This is a genomic window from Kineococcus aurantiacus (genome assembly GCF_013409345.1).
GTDB lineage: Bacteria > Actinomycetota > Actinomycetes > Actinomycetales > Kineococcaceae > Kineococcus > Kineococcus aurantiacus.
Map to the genome: position 1 here is coordinate 3,819,937 of NZ_JACCBB010000001.1, position 16,144 is coordinate 3,836,080.

A 16,144-nucleotide genomic window follows, 5' to 3' on the forward strand; every position below is an offset into this window, starting at 1 on the left:
CCGTGCTCGCCGACGGACTGCTCGACTCCCTGCCGGTCGGCGTCGCCGTCCCCGGCCTGCTGGCCGCCCTGGACGCCGCGGGCACGGCCGTCCTGCAGGCCCCGCCGGGCACGGGCAAGACGACCCTCGTCCCGCTGGCCCTGGCCGACCACGTCCCCGGCCGGGTCGTCGTCGCCGAACCCCGCCGGGTCGCCGCGCGCGCCGCCGCGGCCCGGATGGCGGCCCTGCTGGGGCAGGAGGTGGGCGGCACCGTCGGCTACGCCGTGCGCGGGGAGCGCCGGGCCGGCCCGGGCACCCGCGTCGAGGTCGTCACGACGGGGCTGCTGCTGCGGCGGCTGCTGCGCGACCCCGAGCTGCCCGGCGTGGGGGCGCTGCTGCTCGACGAGGTCCACGAGCGCCAGCTCGACGCCGACCTCGTCCTCGCCTTCGCCCTGCAGTCGCGGCAGCTGCTGCGCGAGGACCTGCGCCTGGTCGCGGCCTCGGCGACCCTGGACGTGCCCCGGCTGGCGCAGCTGCTGGGCGGCCCGGTCGTGACGGCCACCGCGCCCGTCCACCCGCTGCAGGTGCTGTGGTGCCCGCCGCCGCGCCCCGTGCGGCCCCCCGACGGCCTGCGCGTCGACCCCGCGCTGCTGGACCACGTCGCGGCCCTGGTGCGCCGGGCGCTGGCCGAGCACCCCGGGGACGTGCTCGCCTTCCTGCCCGGCACGGGGGAGATCCGGTCCGTCGAGGGCCGGTTGCGGGGCGTGGACGCCGACGTGGTCCCGTTGCACGGCAGGCGTTCCGGTGCCGAGCAGGACGCTGCTCTGCGGCCGGGGACCCGGCGCCGGGTCGTGCTGTCCACGGCCGTGGCCGAGTCCAGCCTCACGGTGCCCGGCGTCCGCGTCGTCGTCGACGCGGGCCTGTCCCGGGTCCCGCGCGTGGACCACGCCCGCGGTTTCGGGGGCCTGGACACCGTCCGCGTCTCCCGCGCCTCGGCCGACCAGCGGGCCGGTCGCGCCGCCCGCGAGGCCCCCGGCGCGGTGCTGCGGGCCTGGTCGGCCGCCGACCACGCGCTGCTGCCGGCGCACTCGGCGCCGGAGATCCTCACCGCCGACCTCACGGGCTTCGCGCTGCTGACGGCCGGCTGGGGCGACCTGGAGGACCTGGCCCTGCTCGACCCGCCCCCCGCGGGCCCCCTGAGCGCCGCCCGCGAGGCGCTGCACCGGCTCGGCGCGCTGGAGGGCGGGACGATCACCGCGCTGGGGCGCGCGATGGCCGACGTGGGCCTGCACCCCCGGCTGGCCCGGGCCCTGCTCCAGGGCGCCGGGCGGGTCGGGTCGACGGCGGCCGCCGAGGTCGTCGCCCTGCTGTCGGAGGACGGCGGCCGGTCCGGGGACGACCTCGTCGCCGCCTGGCGGGCCGCCGAGCGCGACGGCGACCCCGGCTGGCGGCGGGAGGTGCGGCGGCTGCGGGCGCTGGCCCCCGAGCACCCCGGCACGGGGGTGCCCCGGGACCTGGCCGCCGGCACGGTCGTCGCCCTGGCCCACCCCGAGCGCGTGGCCCGGCAGCGCGCGCCCGGCGGTGCCGCGTACGCGACGGCCGGCGGGACGGGCGTCGAGCTCGCCGACGGCAGCGGGCTGCGGTCCTCGCCGTGGCTCGCGGTGGCCGTCGCCGACCGCGTCCCCGGCCGGGCCGCGGCCCGCGTGCGCGCGGCGGCGCCCCTGGACGAGGGTACCGCCCGCGACGTCGTGGGCGTGGAGGTCGTCGAGGAGGTCCGCTGGGACGGCGACGTCCGCGCGCGCCGGGTCGAGCGCCTGGGCGCGCTGGAGCTGTCGGCCCGGCCGCTGCCGCACCCGCCCGCCGCCGCGGTCGCCGACGCCGTCGCCGAGGGCGTGCGCCGCGAGGGGCTGGGCCTGCTGACGTTCGGGCCGGCCGCCGCGTCCCTGCGGGCCCGCGTGGCGTGCTGCCGCGCGGCCCAGGGCGAGCCGTGGCCCGACCTGGGCGACGAGCACCTGCTCGCGACCCTGCCCGAGTGGCTCGGGACGCAGCTGGCCGGGGTGCGCTCGCGCCGGGACCTGGCCCGCCTCGACGTCGCCGCCGCCCTGCGCGCCCGGCTGCCGTGGCCGCAGGCCGGCCGCCTCGACGAGCTGGCCCCCGTGGACCTGCCCGTCCCGACGGGGCGCCGCGTCCGCGTCGACTACGCCGACCCCGCGCGGCCGGTCGTCGCGCTGAAGCTGCAGGAGGCCTTCGGCTGGACCGCCACCCCGCGGCTCGTCGACGGCCGGGTGCCGGTGGTCCTGCACCTGCTCTCACCCGCGGGCCGGCCGCTGGCGGTCACCGCCGACCTGGGGTCGTTCTGGCGCGACGTGTACCCGTCGGTGCGCGCGGAGGTGCGGGGACGCTACCCCCGGCACCCGTGGCCGCAGGACCCGCTGACGGCGACCCCGACCGCGCGCACCGCCCGCCGCTCAGGCTGAGGCCGCGCCGCCACCGAGCTCGGGCACGGGCCCCTGCGCGGACCAGGGGAACTCGATCCAGCGGTCGGTCTCGCGCCAGGCGTACTCCGGCGCGAGCGTCGTCGTGGGCTTGCGGTAGACCACGGCCGAGCGCACCCGCACGCCCGCCTCGGCGCACATGCGCACCACGACGCCCAGCGTGCGGCCGGTGTCGGCGACGTCGTCGACGACCAGCACGTCGCGGCCGGCGAGCTCGGACAGGTCCACCGACGGCGGCAGGACGACGGGCTCGGGCAGCCGGGAGTCGACGCCGGTGTAGAACTCGACGTTGATCGTCGCGGTCTCCTTGACGTCCAGGGCGTAGGCCAGGCCCGCCGCCAGCGGCAGCCCGCCGCGGGCGATGCCCAGCAGCACCTCGGGCCGGTACCCGTCGCGGGCGATGCGGGAGGCGAGGTCGCGGACGGCCTCCCCGAAGGTCGACCAGGTCAGGACTTCGCGCTCGGGGGTGGGCTCCACCCGGTGAGGGTAGCGGCGGGGCCGGCGGCTTCCCCGACGCGCGGAGCCCCGGACGATTACGATCACTCTTCGTGACGACCCGTTCGCGGACCAGGCCGGCCGCGGGGCAGCCGTGAGCCCCGCGCTCAGCACGGTCGACGTCGTCGTCGTGGGCGCGGGCCAGGGCGGGCTGTCCGCCGCCCACTTCCTCGACCGCGCCGGGCTGGCGCCCGGGCGCGGCTACGTCGTCCTCGACGCCGACGACGCCCCCGGCGGCGCCTGGCGCCACCGCTGGCCCGGCCTCGTCATGGCGCGCGTCAACGGCGTCCACGACCTGCCCGGGTACCCGCTGGGCGCCGTGGACCCGCGGGCCCCCGTCCGCGAGGTCGTGCCCGCCTACTTCGCCGAGTACGAACGGCGCCTGGGGCACCCCGTCCGCCGGCCCGTCGCCGTCCACGCCGTCCACGCCGCGGGGGCCCGGCTGCTCGTCGAGTCCACGGCCGGGTCCTTCGCCGCCCGCGCCGTCGTCAACGCCACCGGCACCTGGACCCGGCCCTTCTGGCCGTCCTACCCCGGGGCCGGCACCTTCGGCGGCCGGCAGCTGCACACCGCCGACTACGCCGGGCCGCAGGAGTTCACCGGCCAGCACGTCGTCGTGGTCGGCGGCGGCATCTCCGCCGTTCAGCACCTCGCCGAGCTCGCCGGGGCCGGGGTGGGCACCACCTGGGTCACCCGCCGCGAACCGGAGTTCCGCGAGGAGTTCGACGTCGAGGCCCGCCGCGCCGCCGTCGAGGTCGTCGCCCGGCGCGTCGCGCGCGGCGAACCGCCCGGCAGCGTCGTCTCGGCCACCGGCCTGGCCCTGACCCCCGAGGTCGCCGCGCTGCGCGACCGCGGCGTCCTCAAGCGGCACCCGCCCTTCGCGCGCCTGACCCCCGACGGGGTGCAGTGGGCCGACGGGTCCACCCAGCGCGCCGACGCGGTCCTGTGGGCCACGGGGTTCCGCCCCGCCCTGGACCACCTGCGCCCGCTGCGGCTGCGCGAGCCCGGCGGCGGCATCCTCGTCGACGGCACCCGCGTCGTGCGCGAGCCCCGGCTGCACCTCGTCGGCTACGGCCCCTCGGCCAGCACCGTCGGGGCCTCCCGCGCGGCCCGCGAGGCCGTCCGCGAGGTGCTCGCCGGGCGCTGACCGGGCCGCGGGGGACCCGGTGTACGTTCCGCCCGTGACGTCCCCCCTCGACACCCCCCTCACCGCGCTCACCGGCGGCCCGCTGGACACCGCGGCCCTGGCCGGCAAGGCCGTCCTCGTCGTCAACGTCGCCTCCCGCTGCGGCTTCACGCCGCAGTACGAGGGCCTGGAGGAGCTGCAGCGGGAGTACGGCGACCGCGGGTTCACCGTCCTGGGCGTGCCCTGCAACCAGTTCGCGGGCCAGGAACCGGGCACGGAGGAGGAGATCGCCGAGTACTGCTCGGCCACCTGGGGCACCACCTTCCCCATGACGGCCAAGGCCGACGTCAACGGCGCCGGCCGGCACCCGCTGTACGCCACCCTCACGCAGGCCCCCGACGCCGACGGCGCGGCCGGTGACGTGGCCTGGAACTTCGAGAAGTTCCTCCTCGCCCCCGACGGGCGGGTCGTGGGCCGCTGGCGCTCGCGGACGACCCCGCAGGACCCGGCGCTGCGCGCGGCGGTCGAGGCGCAGTTGCCCGCCTGAGCCCGGCTCAGCCCACCGGGCCCGGGGAGGGGCCGGTGCGGGGGCCGGGGAGGGGGTCGGCGAGGGCGAAGGGGACGGTGAGCACCCCGCCGCGCGTGCGGACCCGGTAGCGGCTGCGCCCGAGCGCCACGACCTGCCCCGTGCTGCCCGCGTGCGGGCCGCCGCCGCCCACGCGGACCCACGAGCCCACGGGCAGCCGCGGGCCCGGCCCGGCCGCCCCGCCCGTCCCCGCCGTCCCGGTGCGCAGCAGCTCCACGTCGGCGCGGTAGCTCGCGGGCATCGCCGCCGCCGGGACCGGCTCGCCCCCGAAGGTCCACCGCACGACGTTCCCCGGGTCGAACCCGGGCCCGCAGCGCCCGCACGAGAGCACGCGCGCCGGCCGCCGGTGCCGCGTCGTGACGTGCCCCGCCGGGCAGGTGCCCACCCAGGGACCGGCCACCCGCGGCCCGCTCGACGTGCGCTCGCCCGAGCAGCCGATGTGGCGGGCGGTGGCCCGCCACACCGCGTCGTGGCCGTGGCCGGGCCCCACGAGGGCGTGGGCGATCTCGTGCAGCACCGTGTCGCGGACCTCGGCCTCGGCGTGCAGCGCCGTCAGCGGCCCGCTCAGCCCGATCTGGCGCCGGTCGGCCCGGCACACCCCGGCGCGCGTGCGCGCCCGGTCCAGCACGACCGTCCAGCCGTCCAGCCCGTGCTGCGCCACCAGTCCCCGCGCCATCGCCAGCGCGTCCTGCACGTCCACCCGCGGACCCCCTCGCCGGCCCCGCGCGCGGGGCGGACACGGCGAAGGGCGCCGCACGGTGTGCGGCGCCCTTCGTGGAAGTGCCCCCGGCAGGACTCGAACCTGCGCACACGGCTCCGGAGGCCGATGCTCTATCCGCTGAGCTACGGGGGCCCTGCGGTGCGTCGCCGACACTACCAGCGATGCGCCGCGTCCCCGACCACCCCCGCCCGGTCCGCCCGCGCGGTCACCCGGACGGCGCGGGGACGGCGCGGGGACGGCGGGACGACGGCGGGACGACGGTGGGGGACGGGGGTACCGACGTGCGCCGGTAGGCTTGTCGCTCGTGACTCCCGCCGAGCTCTCAGCTGCCCTGAGGGACGCCCTGACCGCCGCCGTCGCCGCCGGAGAGCTGTCCCTGGACCCCGCCGACGTGCCGGCCGAGGTCCGCGTGGAGCGCCCCAAGAACCGCGACCACGGCGACTGGGCGACCAGCGTGGCCCTCCAGCTGGCCAAGAAGGCCGGCGCGGCGCCCCGCGACGTGGCGACGGTCCTGCAGCGGCGCCTGGCCCAGGTCCCCGGCGTGAAGGCCGTCGACATCGCCGGGCCCGGGTTCCTCAACGTCACCCTCGACGCCGCCGCGGCGGGGGAGCTGGCGCACGCGATCGTCACCGCCGGCGCGGCCTACGGCACGGCCGCCGAGCTGAGCCGCGAGAAGGTCAACCTCGAGTTCGTCTCCGCGAACCCGACCGGCCCGATCCACCTCGGCGGCACCCGCTGGGCCGCCGTGGGCGACTCCCTGGCCCGCATCCTGCAGGCCTCCGGCGCCTCGGTCACCCGCGAGTACTACTTCAACGACCACGGCGGCCAGATCGACCGGTTCGCCCGGTCGCTGATGGCCCGCGCGAACGGCGAGCCCGCCCCCGAGGACGGGTACGGCGGGGACTACGTCACCGACATCGCCGAGCAGGTCGAGGCCCGCGTGCCCGACGTCCTGCAGCAGCCGCGCGAGGAGCAGCAGGAGACGTTCCGGCGCGAGGGCGTCGACCTGATGTTCGCCGAGATCAAGCAGAGCCTGTCCGAGTTCGGCGTCGAGTTCGACGTCTACTTCCACGAGGACTCCCTGCACGCCTCCGGCGCCGTCGAGCGCGCCGTGCAGAAGCTGCGCGACCTCGGCCGGATGTACACCGCCGACGGCGCGGAGTGGCTGCGCACGAGCGACTTCGGCGACGACAAGGACCGCGTCGTCCTCAAGAGCGACGGCACCGCGGCCTACATCTCCGGCGACATCGCCTACTACCTCGACAAGCGCGAGCGCGGTTTCGACCGCTGCGTCTACATGCTGGGCGCCGACCACCACGGGTACGTCGGCCGGATGATGGCGCTGTGCGCCGCCTTCGGCGACACCCCCGGGGTGAACCTGGAGATCCTCATCGGCCAGATGGTCAACCTCGTCAAGGACGGCGTCCCGGTCCGCATGAGCAAGCGGGCCGGCACGGTCGTGACGATGGAGGACCTGGTGGGCGCCGTCGGCGTCGACGCGGCGCGGTACTCCCTGGTGCGCTCCAGCGTCGACTCCAGCATCGACGTCGACCTGGACCTGCTGACCCGGCGCAGCAACGACAACCCCGTCTTCTACGTGCAGTACGCCCACGCCCGCACGGCCAACGTCGGCGTCAACGCCGCCGCGGCCGGGGTGCGCCGCGAGGACGCCTTCGACCCGGCGCTGCTGACCGACGAGACCGAGTCGCTGCTGCTGGCCGCGCTCGCCGAGTTCCCCGGCGTCGTCAAGCGCGCCGGGGAGCTGCGCGAACCGCACCGGGTCGCGCGGTACCTGGAGGAGCTGGCGGGGCGGTTCCACAAGTTCTACGACGCCTGCCGGGTGACCCCCCGCGCCGGCGAGGAGGTCACCGACGTCCACCGGACGCGGTTGTGGCTCAACGACGCCACGCGGCAGGTGCTGGCCAACGGCCTGGGCCTGCTCGGCGTCTCGGCTCCGGAGCGGATGTAAGTGGCGGACATCGCGGTCGTGCCGGCGTGGCTCAAGCCCCCGGCCGACGTCAACGAGCTGCTGCCGCAGCTGTGGGCCCGCACCGTCCGGCGCGGGGACGGCGGGGCCCTGCAGGTCGGCGGGGTCGACGTCGCCGACCTCGCGCGCACCCACGGCACCCCGCTGTTCGTCGTCGACGAGCTGGACTTCCGCTCGCGCGCGGTGGCGTTCCGCAACGCCTTCGCCGACGCCTTCGCCGACCTGTGCGGCGGGGCGGACGTCTACTACGCGTCCAAGGCGTTCCTGGCCACGGGCGTGGCCCGCTGGATCGCCGAGGACGGCCTGCACCTGGACACCGCCTCCGGCGGTGAGCTGGAGCTGGGTCTGCGCGGCGGGGTGCTGCCGGGCCGGATCGCGCTGCACGGCAACAACAAGTCGCGCCGGGAGATCTCCACGGCCCTGGAGGCCGGCGTCGGCCGGATCGTCGTGGACTCCCTGGAGGAGATCGACGTCGTCGCCGACCTGGCCCGCGAGCGCGGGCTGGTCGCGCCCGTCATGCTGCGCGTCACCGTCGGCGTCGAGGCGCACACCCACCAGTACATCGCCACGGCCCACGAGGACCAGAAGTTCGGGTTGTCGCTGACGAGCGGAGCCGCCGAGACCGCCGTGGCGCGGGTCCTGTCGCGCCCGGAGCTGCACCTGCTGGGCCTGCACAGCCACATCGGCTCGCAGATCTTCGACCTCGGCGGTTTCGAGGTCTCGGCCCGCCGGCTGCTGGAGCTGCACCGCAAGGTCGAGCGCGAGCACGGCGTCGAGCTGCCCGAGATCGACCTCGGCGGCGGGTACGGCGTGGCCTACACCTCCGAGGACACCCCGCTGGCCCCGGTCGAGATCGCCGGCCGGCTCGCCGAGATCGTGGCCCGCGAGTGCCTCGTGCAGGGCATCGCGGTCCCGCGGGTCTCGGTCGAGCCGGGGCGCGCGATCGCGGCCCCGAGCACCTTCACGCTCTACGAGGTCGGCACCACCAAGGTCGTCGACCTCGACGGCGGCGCGAACCGGCGCTACGTCTCGGTCGACGGCGGGATGAGCGACAACATCCGCACCGCCCTGTACGGCGCGGACTACTCCGCCACCATCGCCTCGCGCGCCTCCACCGCGCCGGGCGTGCTGTCCCGGGTCGTCGGCAAGCACTGCGAGAGCGGCGACGTGGTCGTGCGCGACGAGTTCCTGCCCGCCGACGCCGCGGCGGGGGACCTGCTCGCCGTCCCCGGCACGGGTGCCTACTGCCGCAGCATGGCCAGCAACTACAACCAGGTCCCGCGCCCGGCGGTGGTCTCGGTGCGCGACGGTGCCGCCCGGGTCCTCGTGCGCCGGGAGACGCCCGAGGACCTGCTGGCGCTGGACGCCGGCTGAGGACGCCCGGTGGTCGGGGCGACCTGACGCGGGGTGAGAGGGTGGGGCGGATCGTGCAGGACGAACTGAGGGAGCGCAAGCGGTGGAGCCGGTGAAGGTCGCGCTGCTCGGGTGCGGTGTGGTGGGCGCCGAGGTCGCGCGCCTGCTGACGACGCAGGCCGACGACTTCGCGGCGCGCGTGGGCGCGCCGCTCGAGCTCGTCGGGATCGCGGTGCGCCGTCTGGGCCGCGACCGCGGGGCGGGCATCGACGCGTCGCTGTTCACGACCGACGCCGAGGAGCTGGTGACGCGCGCCGACGTCGTCATCGAGGTCATCGGCGGCATCGAGCCGGCCCGGTCCCTCGTCCTGCGCGCCGTCGAGCACGGCGCCTCGGTCGTCACCGCGAACAAGGCGCTGCTGGCCGCCGACGGCCCGGCGCTGTACGAGGCCGCGGCCAAGAACGGCGTCGACCTGTACTACGAGGCGTCCGTGGCCGGGGCCATCCCGCTGCTGCGCCCGCTGCGCGAGTCCCTCGTCGGCGACCGCGTCACGCGCGTGCTGGGCATCGTCAACGGGACGACGAACTACGTCCTGGACCAGATGCACACGACGGGCATGGGGTTCGCCGAGGCCGTCGAGCAGGCGCAGGCCCTCGGGTACGCCGAGGCCGACCCGACGGCGGACGTGGAGGGTTTCGACGCCGCCGCCAAGGCCGCGATCCTCGCCTCCCTCGCCTTCCACACCCGCGTCAGCCTCGACGACGTCCACCGCGAGGGCATCACCGAGGTCAGCGCGGCCGACGTGCGCGCCGCCGAGCTGCAGGGCTGCGTCGTGAAGCTGCTGGCGATCTGCGAGCGCGGCACCGACGCCGACGGCAACGAGGCCGTCTCGGTGCGGGTGCACCCGGCGATGCTGCCGCGCGAGCACCAGCTCGGCGGGGTCCGCGGGGCGTTCAACGCCGTGTACGTCGAGGCGGAGGCGGCCGGGCAGCTCATGTTCTACGGCCCCGGCGCGGGCGGGCGGCCCACGGCCAGCGCCGTGATGGGCGACGTCGTCGCCGTCGCGCGGCACAAGGTCGTCGGGGGCCGCGGGCCCGGGGAGTCGGCCTACGCGCAGCTGGCCGTGCAGCCCATGGCCGAGACGGTCACGCGGTACCACGTGCGCCTGGACGTGGCCGACAGGCCCGGCGTGCTGGCCCAGGTGGCCGGTGTCTTCGCCGCGCACGGCGTCTCCATCGAGGCCGTGCAGCAGCGTCAGGACGACGCGGGCCGCGCGGTCCTGGTCGTCGTGACCCACAGCGCCACCGACGCGGCGCTGTCGACCACGGTCGACGAACTCGAACAGCTGGACATCGTGGACTCCGTGGCGGGCGTGCTGCGGGTCGAGGGGGGAGACGCCTGATGGCGCACGTGTGGCGGGGTCTCATCGAGGAGTACCGGGACCGGCTGCCCGTGACCGAGGCGACTCCGGTCGTCACCCTGGGCGAGGGCGGGACGCCGCTGGTCCCGGCGCGGCACCTGTCCGAGCTGGTGCGGGGCCGCGTCCTGATCAAGGTCGAGGGCTGCAACCCGACCGCGTCCTTCAAGGACCGCGGCATGACGATGGCCATGAGCAAGGCCAAGGAGCACGGCGCCGAGGTCGTCATCTGCGCCTCGACGGGCAACACGTCCGCCTCGGCCGCGGCCTACGCCACGGCCGCCGGCATCCGCTGCGCCGTCCTCGTGCCCGACGGCAAGATCGCCATGGGCAAGCTGTCCCAGGCCGTCGCCCACGGCGCGACGATCCTGCAGGTCGACGGCAACTTCGACGACTGCCTGAACCAGGCGCGCAAGCTCGCCGAGGCCTACCCCGTCGAGCTGGTCAACTCGGTCAACCCGTTCCGCATCGAGGGCCAGAAGACCGGCGCCTTCGAGGTCGTGGACGTCCTCGGGGACGCCCCGGACATCCACGCGCTGCCCGTCGGCAACGCCGGCAACATCACGGCGTACTGGAAGGGCTACACCGAGTACGCGAAGGACGGGGTCGCCTCCCGCACGCCGAAGATGTGGGGCTTCCAGGCCGCCGGCGCGGCCCCCATCGTCAAGGGGCACCCCGTCGACCACCCCGAGACGATCGCCACGGCGATCCGCATCGGCCACCCCGCCTCGTGGACCGGGGCCACCACGGCCCGCGACGACTCCGGCGGCCGCATCGACGCCGTCACCGACGAGCAGATCCTCGCCGCGCACCGCTGGCTGTCGGCCCGCGAGGGCGTCTTCGTCGAGCCCGCCTCCGCCGCGGGGGTGGCCGGTCTGCTCGCCGCCGCGGAGGCCGGTGAGGTCGAGCCGGGTCAGACCATCGTCATCACGGTCACCGGGCACGGGCTCAAGGACCCGCAGTGGGCCCTGGAGCTGGCCGGGGGCTCCGGCGCGGTCGAGCCGGTGCGCGTGCAGCCGGACGCGGTGACCATCGCCCGGGCCATCGGCCTGGACGTCTGAGTCGCGTGTCCGACTCCGCACGGCCCGTGGTCAGCGTCCCCACCCGGCCCCGGGTCCTCGCGCCGCTGCCGGTGGGGACGGCCGTGACCGTCCGCGTCCCGGCGACCAGCGCGAACCTCGGCCCGGGGTTCGACGCCTTCGGGCTGGCGCTGGACCTGTGCGACGAGGTCCGCGCCGAGGTGAGCGCCGGGGGGCTGGCCGTGCGCGTGCGGGGGCAGGGCGAGGGGGCCGTGCCGACCGACGAGCGGCACCTCGTCGTGCGGGTCCTGCGCGAGGAGCTGGCCGCGGCCGGGTACACCTCGGCCGGGCTGGACCTGCTGTGCCGCAACGTCATCCCGCACGGCCGGGGTCTGGGGTCGTCCGCCTCGGCGATCGTGGCGGGCCTGGCCGCGGCCCGGGCCCTGCTGCTGGCGGCCGGGGTCGTGACCGAGACCGAGCAGGACACCCGGGCCCGCGTCCTGCTCGAGGCCTCCCGGCGCGAGGGGCACCCGGACAACGCCGCGCCCGCCGTGCACGGCGGGTTCACCATCGCCTGGACGCGCGGTGAGGACCCCACGCACCCCGACGCCGTGCGGTCCGTCCGCCTCGACGTGCACCCCGACGTCCGCGCCGTGGTGTGCGTGCCGGCCGAGGAGCTCGCGACGTCGCGGGCCCGGGCCCTGCTGCCCGCGACGGTGCCGCACGGGGACGCCGCGCTGACCGCAGGCCGCGCCGGGCTGCTCGTGCACGCCCTGACCGCGGACCCGTCGCTGCTGCTGGACGCCACCGAGGAACGGCTGCACCAGGCCCAGCGCGCACCGGCCATGCCGCGGTCGGCGCAGCTGCTCGAGGCGCTGCGCGAGGCCGGGCTGGCGGCCGTCGTCTCCGGGGCCGGGCCCAGCGTGCTCGTGCTGACCGGGGCGGCCGGGGTGCCGCGGGTCCGCTCGGTCGCCGGGGCGCACGGGGCGTGGGACGTCCACGACCTGCCCGTGCACCCGAGCGGCGTCTCCTGGCGGGTCGGGTAGCCCTCCCGGTGGTGGGCCGCGGCGCGACGCGCCGCGCGTCCGAACGGGGGACGGGGAAGGACAGCGGGCCCCCGGGTGTTAGCATCGTCATCAGCACTCACGGCGGGACCGTTTTCGGCGGACGCTGGTCGGAGAACAACTGCTCGCAGGACCGTCTTCCTGCAGCGCCCGTCCCCCCGCTCCCGGGTGCGTGTCCACGTTCTCGCCGCGTCTCTGCGCGCGGCCGTGGATTCCCGATTCCTGCCCGATCGGGCAGTCAACGCGACACCCCCGGACCCGACGAAGCGCCGGGTCCGCCGGTCCGTCGCTCCGACGAGGGGGAAGGACCTTCGTGACCGACACCACCGACATCGCTGCCACCGACGCTGCGACCGCCGAGGCGCCCGCGCGCCGGACGGGGAGCCTGTCCGCGCTGCGCCTGCCGCAGCTGCAGGCGCTCGCGACCGAGCTCGGCATCTCCGGCACCGGCCGCATGCGCAAGGTGGACCTGCTCGCCGCCATCCGCGAGCACCAGTCCGGCGCGCCGCAGCGCAGCGCGCGCCCCGAGCCCGCCGCCGACGGCGCGGCCGCGGCTCCCGCCCAGACCCCGGCTCAGGCCCCGAGCCCCGTCGCCGAGCAGGCCCCGGTGCAGGAGCCGGTGCAGGAGCAGGCCCCCGCCCAGGCGGCGCCCGCGACCCGCACCCGGTCGCGCCGCGCCGGCGCCCCCGCCGGTGCCCCGCCGGTCACCGAGCAGGCCCCCACCCTCGAGGTCCCGGTCGTGGAGCCGGTGCGCACCCCGCAGCAGCGTCCCGAGCCGACGCTCGACGACTTCACCGGCGGCCGGGCCGACCGTCCCGAGCGCTCGGAGCGCCAGGAACGTCAGGAGCGCTCGGAGGACGGCTCCCCGCGCCTGTCGCGCCGCGAGCGCGCCCGTCGCGACCGCGTCCGCGAGCCCGACCAGCAGGTCGAGCTGCCCAACATGCCGCGCCGGGACCGCACCGACGGTGCCGCCGACGGTGAGCAGCGGACCGAGGCCCGCGGCGAGGGCCGTGGCGAGGCCCGCGGTGAGAACCGTGGCGAGGCTCGCGGTGAGGGTCGTGGCGAGGGCCGCCGGCAGGAGCAGCGCTCCGAGGAGCGCCCGCAGGCCGCCCAGCACACCGGCCCGTCCGACGACTTCGACGGCGAGGGCCGCCGCGGGCGGCGCAACCGCTACCGCGACCGCAAGGGCCGTCGCGGCGGCCGCGAGGGCGGCGGCGCCCCCGAGGTCGACGAGCAGATCAACGAGGACGACGTCCTGCTGCCCGTCGCGGGCATCCTCGACGTCCTCGACAACTACGCCTTCATCCGGACCTCGGGCTACCTCGCCGGCGCCAACGACGTGTACGTCTCCCTGGGCCAGGTGAAGAAGAACAACCTGCGCCCCGGCGACGCCGTCACCGGCGCCGTCCGCCAGCCGCGCGAGGGCGAGCAGACCGGTCAGCGCGCGAAGTTCAACGCGCTGGTCCGCGTCGACACCGTCAACGGCGCCGCGCCCGAGCAGGCCCGGCACCGGCCGGAGTTCACCAAGCTCACGCCGCTGTACCCGCAGGAGCGCCTGCGGCTGGAGACCGAGCCCAACGTCCTGACCACGCGCATCATCGACCTGATGTCGCCGCTGGGGAAGGGGCAGCGCGGGCTCATCGTCGCCCCGCCGAAGGCCGGCAAGACGATGGTCATGCAGGCCATCGCCAACGCCATCACGACGAACAACCCCGAGTGCCACCTCATGGTCGTGCTCGTGGACGAGCGTCCCGAAGAGGTCACCGACATGCAGCGGACGATCAAGGGTGAGGTCATCGCCTCCACCTTCGACCGTCCCGCCTCCGACCACACCGCGGTCGCCGAGCTCGCCATCGAACGGGCCAAGCGCCTCGTGGAGCTCGGCAACGACGTCGTCGTGCTGCTGGACTCCCTGACCCGCCTGTCGCGCGCCTACAACATCTCGGCGCCGGCCAGCGGCCGCATCCTGTCCGGTGGTGTCGACGCCTCGGCGCTGTACCCGCCGAAGCGCTTCTTCGGCGCGGCCCGCAACGTGGAGAACGGCGGCTCGCTGACGATCCTGGCCTCGGCCCTCGTCGAGACCGGCTCCAAGGCCGACGAGGTCATCTTCGAGGAGTTCAAGGGCACCGGGAACATGGAGGTCCGCCTGTCGCGCCAGCTGGCCGACAAGCGCATCTTCCCCGCCGTCGACGTCCCGGCCTCCGGCACGCGGCGCGAGGAGATCCTCATGTCCCGCGAGGAGCTGCAGACGGTCTGGAAGCTGCGCCGCGTGGTCACCGCGCTCGACGCGCAGGCCTCCATCGAGCTGCTGCTGGACCGCCTCAAGAAGACCCGCAGCAACCTCGAGTTCCTGCACCAGGTGCAGACCTCGACGCCGCTGGTCCAGAAGGACTGACGGGAATCCCCCGCGGGGTCGCCGGGTTCCACCACCCGGCGGCTCCTGTGGGAGACTGCTTCGACCGCAGGTACCGGCTCACGCCCGCTCGCAGGCGACCCGGTGCCGACTGAGCGCTATGAGGAGATCACCATGAAGGCCGGAATCCACCCGGAGTACGTCGAGACCCAGGTCGTCTGCACCTGCGGCAACACGTTCACCACCCGCAGCACCGAGACGTCGGGCGAGATGCGCGCCGACGTGTGCAGCGCCTGCCACCCGTTCTACACGGGCAAGCAGAAGATCCTGGACACCGGTGGCCGCGTCGCCCGCTTCCAGCAGCGCTACGGCAAGAAGACCGCCAAGTAGTCGCCCCGCAGCGCCGGTCCCGCCACCCCCGAAGGGGTGGCGGGGCCGGCGCTGTCGCGTTCTGAGCCCTGCGTCCCCGGGAGTCCACCGTGTTCGAAGCCGTCCAGCCGCTGCTCGACGAGCACGCCGAGCTCGAGCGCCGGCTGGGTGACCCCGCCGTCCACGCCGACCAGGGCCTGGCCCGCAGCCTGGGCCGGCGGTACGCCGAGCTGGGGCAGGTCGTCGAGGCGTACTCCGCCTGGCGCGCGGCCACCGACGACGCCGGGGCGGCCCGCGAGCTGGCGGCCGAGGACGCCGGGTTCGCCGCCGAGCTGCCCGCGCTGGAGCAGGCCGTCACCGAGGCCGGCGAGCGCCTGCGCCGCGTCCTGCTGCCGCGCGACCCCGACGACTCCCGCGACGTGATCCTGGAGATCAAGGCGGGGGAGGGCGGGGAGGAGTCCGCGCTGTTCGCCGGGGACCTGCTGCGCATGTACCTGCGGTACGCCGAGCGCCACGGCTGGGCCACCGAGCTGATCGACTCCACCCCCAGCGACCTGGGCGGCTACAAGGACGTCTCGGTGGCGGTCAAGACGCGCGGCAGCACCGCCGACGGCGTCTGGCACCGGCTGAAGTACGAGGGGGGCGTGCACCGCGTGCAGCGCGTCCCCGTCACCGAGTCCCAGGGGCGCGTGCACACCTCCGCCGTCGGGGTGCTCGTCATGCCCGAGGCCGAGGAGGTCGAGGTCGCGATCGACCCGAACGACCTGCGCATCGACGTCTTCCGCTCCTCCGGCCCCGGGGGCCAGAGCGTCAACACGACCGACTCGGCCGTGCGCATCACCCACCTGCCCACGGGCATCGTCGCCAGCTGCCAGAACGAGAAGTCGCAGCTGCAGAACAAGGAGCAGGCGCTGCGGATCCTGCGGGCCCGGCTGCACGCCGTGGCCCAGGAGGCCGCCGACGCCCAGGCCTCCGCCGCGCGCCGCTCCCAGGTGCGCACGGTCGACCGGTCCGAGCGCATCCGCACCTACAACTACGGCGAGAACCGCATCGCCGACCACCGCACGGGCTTCAAGGCGTACAACCTCGACACCGTCCTGGACGGCGACCTCGACCCCGTCATCCAGTCGGCGATCGACGCCGACGAGGCGGCGCAGCTCGCGGCGTCCTGACCCCCGGC

13 protein-coding genes and 1 tRNA gene are annotated in these 16,144 nt (G+C 76.1%); 11 read left to right on the forward strand and 3 right to left on the reverse strand.

Going from position 1 to position 16,144, the window contains the following annotated elements; translation table 11 throughout:
• Nucleotides 1-2 precede the first annotated feature (2 nt).
• Nucleotides 3-2,456: an ATP-dependent helicase HrpB gene (gene hrpB, locus BJ968_RS18350; RefSeq protein ID WP_179754265.1), complete on the forward strand. Its 2,454-nt coding sequence runs from the start codon at nt 3-5 to the stop codon at nt 2,454-2,456.
• Here hrpB and BJ968_RS18355 read toward each other — a convergent pair.
• Nucleotides 2,448-2,951 (reverse strand): phosphoribosyltransferase family protein, encoded by a 504-nt coding sequence (locus BJ968_RS18355; RefSeq protein WP_179754267.1) that lies wholly within the window; start codon nt 2,949-2,951, stop codon nt 2,448-2,450. The genes hrpB and BJ968_RS18355 overlap by 9 nt on opposite strands.
• A 112-nt stretch (nt 2,952-3,063) precedes the next feature.
• Here BJ968_RS18355 and BJ968_RS18360 point away from each other — a divergent pair, with 112 nt between their 5' ends.
• Nucleotides 3,064-4,116, forward strand: a complete 1,053-nt coding sequence (locus BJ968_RS18360; protein WP_179754269.1) for an FAD-dependent oxidoreductase — start codon at nt 3,064-3,066, stop codon at nt 4,114-4,116.
• A gap of 34 nt (nt 4,117-4,150) precedes the next feature.
• Nucleotides 4,151-4,642, forward strand: a complete 492-nt coding sequence (locus tag BJ968_RS18365; RefSeq protein ID WP_179754272.1) for a glutathione peroxidase — start codon at nt 4,151-4,153, stop codon at nt 4,640-4,642.
• 7 nt (nt 4,643-4,649) lie between these two features.
• Here BJ968_RS18365 and BJ968_RS18370 read toward each other — a convergent pair whose 3' ends face one another.
• Together BJ968_RS18370 and BJ968_RS18375 are read right to left on the reverse strand one after the other, a co-directional pair.
• Complete coding sequence (locus BJ968_RS18370; RefSeq protein ID WP_179754274.1) at nt 4,650-5,381, reverse strand: SprT-like domain-containing protein; 732 nt, start codon at nt 5,379-5,381, stop codon at nt 4,650-4,652.
• 81 nt (nt 5,382-5,462) lie between these two features.
• A tRNA-Arg gene (locus BJ968_RS18375) sits at nt 5,463-5,534 on the reverse strand.
• A 172-nt stretch (nt 5,535-5,706) separates the two neighbouring features.
• Here BJ968_RS18375 and argS point away from each other — a divergent pair.
• The 8 genes from argS (at nt 5,707) to prfA (ending at nt 16,136) form a co-directional block, all read left to right on the forward strand.
• Nucleotides 5,707-7,371, forward strand: coding sequence for an arginine--tRNA ligase (argS, locus tag BJ968_RS18380; RefSeq protein ID WP_179754275.1), 1,665 nt, complete (start codon nt 5,707-5,709; stop codon nt 7,369-7,371).
• Complete coding sequence (gene lysA / locus BJ968_RS18385) at nt 7,372-8,763, forward strand: diaminopimelate decarboxylase (protein ID WP_179754277.1); 1,392 nt, start codon at nt 7,372-7,374, stop codon at nt 8,761-8,763.
• Nucleotides 8,764-8,845: 82 nt separating this feature from the next.
• Nucleotides 8,846-10,144, forward strand: a complete 1,299-nt coding sequence (locus BJ968_RS18390; protein WP_179754279.1) for a homoserine dehydrogenase — start codon at nt 8,846-8,848, stop codon at nt 10,142-10,144.
• The gene (thrC, locus tag BJ968_RS18395) at nt 10,144-11,220 is read left to right on the forward strand and encodes a threonine synthase (protein WP_179754281.1); all 1,077 of its coding nucleotides are present in this window, start codon (nt 10,144-10,146) and stop codon (nt 11,218-11,220) included. The genes BJ968_RS18390 and thrC overlap by 1 nt, the downstream gene beginning before the upstream one ends.
• A 5-nt stretch (nt 11,221-11,225) precedes the next feature.
• A complete protein-coding gene (gene thrB / locus BJ968_RS18400) occupies nt 11,226-12,224 on the forward strand; it encodes a homoserine kinase (protein ID WP_425491519.1) in 999 nt (332 codons plus the stop codon).
• A 331-nt stretch (nt 12,225-12,555) separates the two neighbouring features.
• Entirely contained in the window at nt 12,556-14,637 is a 2,082-nt protein-coding gene (gene rho / locus BJ968_RS18405) for a transcription termination factor Rho (protein WP_179754283.1), read from the forward strand.
• A gap of 132 nt (nt 14,638-14,769) precedes the next feature.
• Entirely contained in the window at nt 14,770-14,985 is a 216-nt protein-coding gene (gene rpmE, locus BJ968_RS18410; protein WP_179754285.1) for a 50S ribosomal protein L31, read from the forward strand.
• 89 nt (nt 14,986-15,074) lie between these two features.
• Nucleotides 15,075-16,136 carry a peptide chain release factor 1 gene (gene prfA / locus BJ968_RS18415; RefSeq protein ID WP_179754287.1) on the forward strand — a complete coding sequence of 354 codons (1,062 nt, stop codon included), beginning with the start codon at nt 15,075-15,077 and terminating at the stop codon, nt 16,134-16,136.
• The last annotated feature ends 8 nt before the right edge of the window (nt 16,137-16,144 follow it).

Coding starts and splice junctions, on each gene's coding strand:
- rpmE (WP_179754285.1), top strand. CDS start 14,770: ATGAAGGCCGGAATCCACCCGGAGTACGTCGAGACCCAGGTCGTCTGC.
- thrC (WP_179754281.1), top strand. CDS start 10,144: ATGGCGCACGTGTGGCGGGGTCTCATCGAGGAGTACCGGGACCGGCTG.